This window comes from Gemmatimonadota bacterium, assembly GCA_016714015.1.
GTDB lineage: Bacteria > Gemmatimonadota > Gemmatimonadetes > Gemmatimonadales > Gemmatimonadaceae > Pseudogemmatithrix.
Genome location: JADJNZ010000015.1, coordinates 39,463 through 49,505 on the forward strand (window position 1 = coordinate 39,463; position 10,043 = coordinate 49,505).

A 10,043-nucleotide genomic window follows, 5' to 3' on the forward strand; every position below is an offset into this window, starting at 1 on the left:
ACTTTCGACCTTCATCCTTCAGCCTTCCTCATAGATAAAGTGGGAACTCCTCGGCCAGCTTGCGCACACCTGTGCGCACGTCGGCCAACACCTGCTCGTCGGTCGGGGCGCTGAGGACGCGGTCGATCAATTCGGCGATGCGGATCATCTCGGGTTCGGCCATGCCGCGGGTGGTGACGGCCGGGGTGCCGATGCGGATGCCGCTCGTCACGAAGGGGGACTGGGTCTCCTTCGGGACGGTGTTCTTGTTCACCGTGATGTGCGCCTTGTCGAGGGCCTGTTCCGCCACCTTGCCCGTGAGCGTGGTGCTCTTGGGGCGGAGGTCGGCGAGCATCAGGTGATTGTCGGTGCCGCCCGAGACGATGTGCACGCCGTGCTGCATCAACTCGCCGGCGAGCACCTTCGCGTTGGCGACGACCTGCTTGCAGTAGTCGGTGAACGACGGGGCGAGGGCCTCCTTGAACGCGACGGCCTTGGCGGCGATCACGTGCTCGAGGGGGCCGCCCTGCATGCCGGGGAACATCGCCTTGTCGATCGCCTTCGCGTGCTCGGCCTTGCAGAGGATCAGGCCGCCGCGCGGGCCGCGGAGCGTCTTGTGCGTGGTCGTCGTCACCACGTCGGCGAACGGGACCGGGTTGGGATAGCAGCCGGTGGCCGCGAGGCCGGCGAAGTGCGCCATGTCCACCATGAAGATCGCGCCCACTTCCTTGGCGGCGTCGGCGAACTGCTGGTAGTCGAGCACGCGCGAGTAGGCGCTGTAGCCGGCGATGATCATCTTCGGCTTCTCGCGGCGCGCGGTCTCGCGCATCGCGGCGTAGTCGATGAGGCCGTGCTCGTTCACGCCGTAGTGCACCGCGCGGTAGGTGAGGCCGGAGAAGTTCACCGGCGAGCCGTGCGTGAGGTGCCCGCCCTGCGAGAGGTCCATGCCCATCACCGTCTCGCCGGGCTTGAGGAAGGCGAGATAGACGGCGGCGTTGGCCGAGGCGCCGGAGTGCGGCTGCACGTTGGCGTGGTCGGCGCCGAAGAGCTGCTTGGCGCGATCGATCGCGATCTGCTCGACCTTGTCCACCACCTCGCAGCCGCCGTAGTAGCGCTTGCCCGGCAAGCCCTCGGCGTACTTGTTGGTGAGCGACGACCCCATCGCCTCGAGGACGGCGGGCGACACGAAGTTCTCGCTCGCGATGAGCTCGAGTCCCTCGCTCTGGCGCCGCGTCTCCTCGGCGATGAGCGCGGCGATCTCGGGGTCGGTGCCGAGGAGGGCGGCGCCGGGCTGGCGGCGCTCCCAGGTGTTGTAGCCGGGCTTCATGCGTTCTCCGGTTCGATCTTGTCCACCCGCTTCTGGTGGCGGCCGCCCTCGAAGGGCGTCTCGAGGAAGTTCTTGAGGATCGCGTCGGCGTCCGCCTCGCTCACGAAGCGCGCGGGGAGGACGAGGACGTTCGCGTCATTATGGCTGCGCGCGAAGGTGGCGATCTCGGGATTCCAGACCACCGCCGCGCGCACGCCATGATGCCGGTTGGCGGCATAGCTCATCCCGAGGCCGGTGCCGCAGAGCAGCACCCCGCGCTTCGCCTCGCCCGACTCGACCTTGGCGGCGAGCGGGTGGGCGTAGTCGGGATAGTCGGTGGAGGCGGCCGAGTGCGTGCCGATGTCCTCCACCTCGTATCCCATCTTCTCGAGCGTCGCGCGGAGGTGCTCCTTCATCTCGAACCCGGCATGGTCCGACGCGATCGGGATGCGCTCGGCCATGGTCAGCTCTTCCGCGGCCACTGCGGCCAGGTGCGCACCATGCCGGCGACGGCGGCGATGCGACGCTCGGCGAGCTTGTCGGCGGCGTCGTAGGTGAGGAGGCCGTCATCCTTGGCGATCTTGTAGACGCCGAGGACGGTGTCGTAGATCTCGTCCGCCTTGCGGAGGGCGCGCTCGCGCGTCCAGCCGGCGACCTCGCCGTAGACGTTGATCACGCCGCCGGCATTGGCGACGAAGTCGGGGGCGTAGCTGATGCCGCGCTTGTCGAGCGCCGCGCCATGCTTCTCGGGCTCGAGGAGCTGGTTGTTGGCGCCGCCGCAGACGATCTCGACCTTGAGCTTGGGGATGGTGTCGTCGTTGAGGATCGCGCCGAGCGCGCAGGGGGCGAAGATGTCGGCCTTGGCCGCGTAGATCTCGTCGCCCTGCACCGCGGTCGCGCCGAACTCGTCCACCGCGGCCTTCACGCGCTCGGGGCGGATGTCGGTGACGATGAGCTTGGCGCCGACGGCCTTGAGCTCGCGGCAGAGGTAGGTGCCGACGTTGCCGAGGCCCTGCACGGTGACGGTCTTCCCCTCGAGCGAGGCGGAGCCCCACTTGTGCATCGCCGAGGCGAGGATCGCGCGGAAGACGCCGCGCGCGGTCACGGGCGACGGGTCGCCCGACTTGTTCGCGAGACCGGCGACGTACTCGGTCTCCATGTGCACGAAGTCCATGTCGCCGGTGCCGGTGCCGACGTCCTCGGCGGTGACGTAGCGCCCGCCGAGCGACTCGACGAAGCGGCCGTGCGCGCGGAAGATCATCTCGCGGTTGGTGGTGCGGTTGTCCCCGATGATGACCGACTTGCCGCCGCCGAGGTTGAGGCCGGCGACCGCGTTCTTGTAGGTCATGCCGCGGGCGAGGCGGAGGGCGTCGGTGATGGCCTCCTCGTCGGAGCCGTAGTTCCAGAAGCGGGTGCCGCCGAGTGCGGGGCCGAGGGTGGTGTCGTGGATGGCGATGATGCCGCGGTAGCCGGCGGATTCATCGGCGCAGAGGACGAGCTGTTCGTGGCCGAGTTTGGCGATGGTGTCGAAGAGATTCATCTTGGGATGAAGGCTTAAGGATGAAGGATGAAAGCGTTGTGATGCGGGGCGAGGGATGCGGGGGGAGGTGCGGGATGCGGGGTGCGGGGAGGGGCGGGATGCGAAGGCAGTTCACTTTCACCCTTCATCCTTCAGCCCACACAGAGGTCACATCCCCGCCGCCACCGCCCGCCCGATGACGATGCGCTGCACTTCCGACGTCCCTTCGTAGACCTCCGTGATCTTGGCGTCACGGAAGTACTTCTCCACCGGATAGTCCTTCACGTAGCCGTATCCGCCGAAGACCTGCACTGCCTGCGTCGTCACCCACATCGCGGTCTCGCTGGCGAAGAGCTTCGCCATCGACGGGGCCGCGCTCATCGCTTCGCCGCGGTCCTTTGCGGCGGCCACCATGTGCAACAGGGCGCGGGCGGCGTGGATGCGGGTCGCCATGTCGGCGAGCTTGAAGCTCACGCCCTGGAACTCGGCGATCGCCTTGCCGAACTGCTTCCGCTCGTTCGCATACGCCACCGCCGCGTCGAGGGCGGCCTGCGCGATGCCGATGGCCTGCGCGGCGATGCCGAGGCGGCCGTGCTCGAGCGACTGCATCGCGTAGATGAAGCCCTGCCCTTCCTGCCCGAGCAAGCGGTCGCCGGGCACGCGCATCCCCTCGAACACCAGCTGCACCGTCGGCGACGCGCGGAGGCCCATCTTGTCCTCCTTCTTCGTCACCTTGAAGCCGGGGAGGTCGGGGGTGATGATGAACGCCGAGACGCCCTTCGACTTGCGGCGGTCGTCCGGCGTGTCGGTCCGCACCATCGCGATGATCACGCCGGCGTGCGTGCCGCTGGTGACCCAGGCCTTGGTGCCGTCGAGGATCCAGTCGTCGCCGTCGCGGACCGCCTGGCAGCGGATGGCGCTCGCGTCCGACCCGGCGTCGGGCTCGGAGAGCGCGAAGGCGCCGAGGAGCTCGCCGCGCGCCATCGGCGCGAGGAAGCGCCGCTTCTGCGCCTCGTTGGCGAAGGTCTTGAGCATCTGCGTCGGCAGCGAGTTGTGCACCGACATCATGACCGCGACCGAGGCGTCGGCGCGGGCGATCTCCTCGAGGGCGATCAGGTAGCTCCGCGCGTCGAGGGCGAGGCCGTCGTACTCCGCGGGGAGGAGCATGCCGAGGAAGCCGAGCTCGCCGAGCTTGGGGATGAGCGACGGCTCGAAGTGGCTGTCGCGGTCCCACTGCGCGGCGAAGGGGCGCACATGCTCGTCCGCGAACGCGCGCGCCGTGTCGCGGATGGCGCGCTGCTCCTCGGTGAGGGCGAGGAGGTCCATCAGGCGGCGTAGGTGTAGAACCCGCGTCCCGACTTGCGGCCGGTCCAGCCCGCGGCGACGTACTTCTTGAGCAGCGGGCAGGGGCGGTACTTCGGGTCGCCGAGCCCGTCGTGCAGTACCTCGAGGATCGCGACGCAGGTGTCGAGGCCGATGAAGTCGGCGAGCGTCAGCGGGCCCATCGGGTGGTTCATGCCGAGCTTCATCACCTGGTCCACCGCCTCGGGCGTGCCGACGCCTTCCATCACGGCGTAGCAGGCCTCGTTGATCATCGGCATCAGGATGCGATTGGCGATGAACCCGGGGAAGTCGTTCGCCTCCACCGGCACCTTGCCGAGGGCCTTGGAGAGCTCGATGGTCCGCGTGTTCACCGCGTCGCTGGTGGCGAGGCCGCGGATCACCTCGACGAGCTGCATCACCGGCACCGGGTTCATGAAGTGCATCCCGATGACCGACTCGGGGCGCTTGGTGACGGCGGCGATCTCGGTGATGGAGATGGAGCTGGTGTTGGTGGCGAGGATCGCGCCGGCGTCGGCCTTGGCGTCGAGGTCGCGGAAGATCTGGAGCTTGAGCTCCTTCCGTTCGGTCGCCGCCTCGACGATCACGGTGGCGCCCTTCACGGCGTCGAGCGAGGTGGCGGTGGAGATCCGCGCCATCGCCGCCGCCTTCGCGGCCTCGTCGAGCGCGCCCTTCTTCACCTGGCGGTCGAGGTTCTTGTCGATCGTGGCCTTGGCCTTGGCGAGGGCGTCGGCGGAGACGTCGATCAGCGTCACATCGAAGCCGGTCGTGGCGCAGACGTGGGCGATCCCGTTGCCCATCTGTCCGGCGCCGATGACGGCGAAACGGTCGGTCATCGTGAGTGCACGTTGGAGGCGGCCCGCGCGGGGACGCCGGTGGTCAGACGTGCCCCGGACCGACGGCGCCAGGGCGACGGACGAACAGGAGAAAACTAACCACGCCCGACAGGACGGCGGTGACGAAGGGCACGCTGTCACGCCCCGCGGCGTCCACCAGCAGGGTCATCGCGAGGTGGGCGAGCCAGGCCGCGGCGACGCTCCCGGTGCGGAGCCGGACGGTGCCGAGGAAGGCGGCGGTCCCCCAGCCAGCAGCGCCGCCGGAGAAGGTGGGCGTGTCGCCCAGCACGGCCAGCGCCAGGCGATGAACGCGGTCGCCCCGACGGCCGCGACCTCGCCCCAGTGCGCCGCCAGGGAGCCCGATCAGGTAGCCGCGCAACACGAGCGCGTCCACGAACGTGGAGGCGACGGCGAGCAGGAGCAGGTCCCGCGTCGGCCACGCCCACGCCGCAGTCCCCGGCTCGCCCAGCCCGGTGAATGCCGCCACGCCGAGGGCACGCCCTGCACCACCAGGCCGAGGACCAATCCCATCGCGCCCGCCGAGCGGCGCCCACCCCGTCGGGCGCCATCCCCGTGAGCGCCCACTCGGACTTCTCGCCCACCGCGACGACGATCACCTGGGCGAGCCCGAACGCCACCACGAGGAGGATCAGGTACAGCTGCCGGCCTTCCTCGCCGAGCGGCAATCCGTCCGGGGAAGAGCGGCTTGAGGACGACGCCGAACACGAAGAAGACGACCGCCGCCAGTCCGCGAACGCGACCAGGCGCCCCGTGACCGGAGCGCCTCGTCGATGCGTGCCGCCGCCGTGCTTCGGCACTGGCGCCGGCCTCAGACCTTCTCGACGCTGAGCGCCACGGCGTTGCCGCCGCCAAGGCAGAGCGTCGCGAGTCCGGTGCGCTTGCCCTGCTGTTCGAGCGCGTGGAGCAGCGTGACGAGCACGCGCGCGCCGCTCGCGCCGATCGGGTGGCCGAGCGCCACCGCGCCGCCGTTCACGTTGACGCGCTCCCAGTCCCAGCCGAGGCCGTCGCCGTCGGCGAGCGCCTGCGCCGCGAACGCCTCGTTCGCTTCGATCAGGTCGTAGTCGCCGATCGTCGCGCCCGTCTTCTTCATGAGGTTCTGCACCGCCACGATGGGCGCGAAGAAGAGGTCCTGCGGATCGCCGCCGCCCGACGCGTAGCCCGTGATGCGCGCAAGGATCGGCAGCCCGTGCGCCTTGGCGTAACCCTCAGATGCGACCACGAGCGCAGCGCCGCCGTCGTTGAGCCCCGGCGCGTTGCCGGCGATGACGGTCAGCTCCTCGGGCTTCATGTCCTTCGGGGCGTCCTTCGGGAAGGCGGGCCTGAGCTTGCCGAGCGCCTCGAGCGAGGTGTCGGCGCGCGGCGACTCGTCGGTGTCGACGATCGTCGGGCCCTTCTTCCCGGCGATCTCGACCGGCGCGATCTCGGCCTTGAACCGCCCAGCCGCGATCGCCGCGACGGCCTTCTGGTGCGACTGGAACGCGAACTCGTCCTGCCGCGCGCGCGTGATGCCCGCCTTCTTCGCCGTGTACTCGGCGTGCCCGCCCATGTGGCGGTCGTAGAAGGCGCACCAGAGCCCATCGGTGATCAGGCCGTCGAGCATCGTCTGCGCGCCGAACTTGATGCCGTTGCGCATCCCGCGCACGTAGTGCGGCGCGTTGGACATCGACTCCTGCCCGCCCGCGACGAGGAGCTGCTCGTCGCCCGCGCGGATCGCCTGCGCCGCGAGCATCACCGCCTGCAGGCCCGAGCCGCAGACCTTGTTCACGGTGTACGCCGGCACGATGCCGGGGATGCCCGCCTTGATCGCCGCCTGCCGCGCCGGCGCCTGCCCGACGCCCGCCTGCAGCACGTTGCCCATGATCACCTCGCCGATCTCGGCGGGGTCGATCTTCCCGCGCGCGATCGCGGCGCGGATGGCGACGGCGCCGAGCTCCGGCGCGGTGAGCGGGGCGAGCCCGCCGAGGAAGCGGCCGATCGGCGTGCGAGCGGCGGAGACGATGACTGGCGTGCGGTCCGACATCTATTGAAGCTCCTGACTAGCGATGCCGCAGGGTGGAGTTGAAGCCGATGGTCGCCCCGATGGCCGGGAGCAGCGCGATGACGTTCGCCGCCGCCCAGCGCGAGGCCGTGCTCATCCCTTCGCGCGGCCGCCCTTCGGGACCGAGGATCATCTTGGCGATGCCGAGCGCGGCGACGAAACCGACGCCGGTGCCGAGGTAGGTCGCGTCGAAGTCGCCCGTCTGGTTGCCGATGTTGCCGATGCCGTACACGACGCCGGCGGTCGCGAGGCCGCCGCCGATCACGCCGCCGACGAACCCGAGGCTTCGTGAGCGTCCCTTCGTGGTCCACGCCAAGGCTCGACGTGCCCTCGGCGACGAAGCGGCCGATCACGAATCCGCCGATGCCGGCGTAGCCGCCGACGACGGTCTCGGCCGCGACCCGCGGCGGTTCGATCCGGGGCCGTTCCACCGCTGCGCGCCCACGGTCGCGCGCAGCGCGCAGGCGGCGAGCGCGAGCGCGACGATGCGGCGCAGCGCGACGCGGCGAAGCGCAGGGGCGCTCATGCGTCCCACCGCCATGTAGGGGACCTTCATGATCTCGCCGTCCCGGATCCGGTAGTTGAGCGTGTCGCTGCGTTCGTCGCAGACGGCACGGATGCCGGCAGCCCGGAGCTTGGCCGTCACTGCATGGGCGTACCCCGAGACCTCGTCGGAGATCGGCAGCACACGGACCTGCTCGGGCGCGAGCCAGACCGGGAAGGCGCCGGCGAAGTGCTCGATGAGGATCGCGATGAACCGCTCGAACGACCCGCTCACCGCACGATGGATCACGACCGGCCGGTGCGCGGCGTTGTCCTCGCCCGTGGATGAGGTCGAACCGCTCCGGGGCGTTGTAGTCGAGCTGGATGGTCCCGAGCTGCCAGGCGCGCCCGATCGAGTCCATGACGTCGAAGTCGATCTTGGGGCCGTGAAAACGCGCCGTCCCCTTCCTTCATCTCGTACGGCCTCCCGGTGCTCTCGAGCGCCGCGCGCAAGGCGCTCTCGGCCCGGTCCCAGAGTTCGTCGGAGCCGATCCGCTGCTCGGGGCGCGTCGCGAACTTGAGGCGCGCCGTGAGACCGAACGTGTCGTAGTAGCCGAGGATGAAGTCCATGAGGAACTTCACCTCCTGCGCGATCTGGTCCTCGCGGAGGTAGACGTGGCAGTCGTCCTGCGAGAACTGCCGCACGCGCGTGAGGCCCGAGAGCGCGCCCGAGATCTCGTTGCGATGCAGCACGTCGAAGGTGACGTAGCGCATCGGCAGTTCGCGGTACGAATGCTTGTGCGAGTGGAAGAGCAGATGATGCGAGGGGCAGTTCATCGGCAGGCGACATGCCGAGCGCATCCTCGGTCGAGCCGGCGCCGGCGCGCCTCCTCCTTGTCCCACACGAGGAACATGTTCTCCTTGTACTTCCCCCAGTGCCCCGACTGCTCCCAGAGCTTCTTGGTGTACAGGAGCGGCGTCTTGATCTCGAGGAAGTCCTCGCGCTGCCGTTCGCGCACGAAGCCCTCGAGCGCGTTCCAGAGGTGCGTGCCACGCGGCGTCCAGAAGGCCGCGCCGGGCGCGTGCGGGAAGAACTGGAAGAGGTCGAGCTGCTTGCCGAGGACGCGATGGTCGCGCTTCTTCGCCTCCTCCATCTGGTGCAGGCGCGCCTCGAGCTCCTCCTTCTTGAAGAAGGCGGTCGCGTAGATGCGCTGCAGCATCTGCCGCTTCTCGTCTCCGCGCCAATACGCGCCGGCCGCGGAGAGCAGCTTGAAGTGCTTGAGGTAGGAGGTGTCGGGGACGTGCGGGCCGCGGCAGAGGTCGGTGAACGGGCCGTCGGTGTAGGTCGAGATGATCTCGTCGGACCCCTCGAAGTCCTCGAGGCGCTCGAGCTTGAGCGGATCGTCGGAGAAGACCTGCTTCGCCTCCGACTGGCTCACCTCGGCGCGCACGAACGGATACTTCTCGGCGACGACCTTCCGCATCTCCGCTTCGATCGCCTCGAGGTCCTCGGGCGTGAACGGCTTGGCGACGTCGAAGTCGTAGTAGAAGCCTTCGTCGATCGCGGGGCCGAATCCGATCGCCGCCTCCGGGCGCAGGCGGCGCACCGCCGTCGCGAGGATGTGCGCCCCGGAGTGGCGCAGCACCGCGAGCGCGCGCGGATCCTTCTCGGTGATGACCTGGAAGGCCCCGCCGCGCCGGATCGGAGTCATCAGGTCCTGCACCTCGCCATCGACCGCGACGGCGATCGAGGCGAGGAGGAGGCGCGGACCGATGGTCGCGACGACGTCGCGGGCGAGCGTGCCGGGTGCGACCTCGCGGGTCGCGCCGTCGGGGAGGGTCAGGACCAGCAGGGCGGGCGCGGAGGCAGCGCTCATGGACTCATCATGTCGAGCAGGACCGGGACCGGCCGCCGCGCCGGAAGGCGATCGCCGAGTCCGATGAGGGCGAACGACGTGAACAGGCCCCAACCGAGCACGAGGCCCGGCCGAGGTGGGCTGTCGGCGTCGGGCGTGCGGGGTGGTTGCTGCGGCGTGACCGGGAGGGTCGAGAGGAGAGGGGCGAGGCGCGCTGCTGGCACTGCGGGCCTGCTTGCCCGAACCGCACACGAGGGGACAGCCTTCAAAGTAGCGGGGCGTGTGTGGCCCCGCCAACCACCTGAGGCGCCACGATTCCAATGGACCCGGAGCGGTCGCGGCCCCAAGTGCCGAAGGCCCGCCGTGTACGACGAGAGGCCTCCGGACTCCATCCTGGCAGTGCTAGTAGTTCAGCGTCATGGTCATTCCCTCCGTTGGCTACCCCTGGGTGTCAGCTCTCGTCCGGCCGATTTATCAGACACGCCTACTTCACCTCGGTGGAGCAGCAGAAGACACCAGCATCCTGCAACAGCGACTTCGTCCTGGATCTTCGCCATTCGGTCCTTCCTGTACCGACCGCCCGAACAAGTCGGTAACGTTCGTGTGGCCGCTATTGGGGTCGTTGTGCCGTTGCGTGATGATCGAGGCGTAGAAGCACTACGAC

General features: G+C 69.4%; 12 protein-coding genes. All 12 read right to left on the minus strand.

Annotated features, from left to right (window positions below; genetic code table 11):
* Nucleotides 1-28 precede the first annotated feature (28 nt).
* A complete protein-coding gene (locus IPJ78_19600) occupies nt 29-1,306 on the minus strand; it encodes a serine hydroxymethyltransferase (GenBank protein ID MBK7908732.1) in 1,278 nt (425 codons plus the stop codon).
* Nucleotides 1,303-1,746 carry a ribose 5-phosphate isomerase B gene (gene rpiB, locus IPJ78_19605; protein MBK7908733.1) on the minus strand — a complete coding sequence of 148 codons (444 nt, stop codon included), beginning with the start codon at nt 1,744-1,746 and terminating at the stop codon, nt 1,303-1,305. Before rpiB ends, IPJ78_19600 begins: the two co-directional genes overlap by 4 nt.
* A 2-nt stretch (nt 1,747-1,748) precedes the next feature.
* Nucleotides 1,749-2,825 (minus strand): Glu/Leu/Phe/Val dehydrogenase, encoded by a 1,077-nt coding sequence (locus tag IPJ78_19610; GenBank protein ID MBK7908734.1) that lies wholly within the window; start codon nt 2,823-2,825, stop codon nt 1,749-1,751.
* A 147-nt stretch (nt 2,826-2,972) separates the two neighbouring features.
* The gene (locus IPJ78_19615; protein MBK7908735.1) at nt 2,973-4,130 is read right to left on the minus strand and encodes an acyl-CoA dehydrogenase family protein; all 1,158 of its coding nucleotides are present in this window, start codon (nt 4,128-4,130) and stop codon (nt 2,973-2,975) included.
* Nucleotides 4,130-4,981 (minus strand): 3-hydroxybutyryl-CoA dehydrogenase, encoded by an 852-nt coding sequence (locus tag IPJ78_19620; protein MBK7908736.1) that lies wholly within the window; start codon nt 4,979-4,981, stop codon nt 4,130-4,132. Before IPJ78_19620 ends, IPJ78_19615 begins: the two co-directional genes overlap by 1 nt.
* A 43-nt stretch (nt 4,982-5,024) precedes the next feature.
* Nucleotides 5,025-5,468: a hypothetical protein gene (locus IPJ78_19625; GenBank protein ID MBK7908737.1), complete on the minus strand. Its 444-nt coding sequence runs from the start codon at nt 5,466-5,468 to the stop codon at nt 5,025-5,027.
* A gap of 342 nt (nt 5,469-5,810) precedes the next feature.
* Nucleotides 5,811-7,022 carry an acetyl-CoA C-acetyltransferase gene (locus tag IPJ78_19630; GenBank protein MBK7908738.1) on the minus strand — a complete coding sequence of 404 codons (1,212 nt, stop codon included), beginning with the start codon at nt 7,020-7,022 and terminating at the stop codon, nt 5,811-5,813.
* Nucleotides 7,023-7,038: 16 nt separating this feature from the next.
* Complete coding sequence (locus IPJ78_19635; protein ID MBK7908739.1) at nt 7,039-7,356, minus strand: hypothetical protein; 318 nt, start codon at nt 7,354-7,356, stop codon at nt 7,039-7,041.
* Between the two features lie 33 nt (nt 7,357-7,389).
* The gene (locus IPJ78_19640; GenBank protein MBK7908740.1) at nt 7,390-7,818 is read right to left on the minus strand and encodes a hypothetical protein; all 429 of its coding nucleotides are present in this window, start codon (nt 7,816-7,818) and stop codon (nt 7,390-7,392) included.
* Nucleotides 7,819-7,829: 11 nt separating this feature from the next.
* A complete protein-coding gene (locus IPJ78_19645) occupies nt 7,830-8,360 on the minus strand; it encodes a hypothetical protein (GenBank protein ID MBK7908741.1) in 531 nt (176 codons plus the stop codon).
* Entirely contained in the window at nt 8,357-9,400 is a 1,044-nt protein-coding gene (locus IPJ78_19650) for a hypothetical protein (GenBank protein ID MBK7908742.1), read from the minus strand. The genes IPJ78_19645 and IPJ78_19650 overlap by 4 nt, the downstream gene beginning before the upstream one ends.
* Entirely contained in the window at nt 9,397-9,603 is a 207-nt protein-coding gene (locus IPJ78_19655; protein MBK7908743.1) for a hypothetical protein, read from the minus strand. Before IPJ78_19655 ends, IPJ78_19650 begins: the two co-directional genes overlap by 4 nt.
* Between the last annotated feature and the right edge of the window lie 440 nt (nt 9,604-10,043).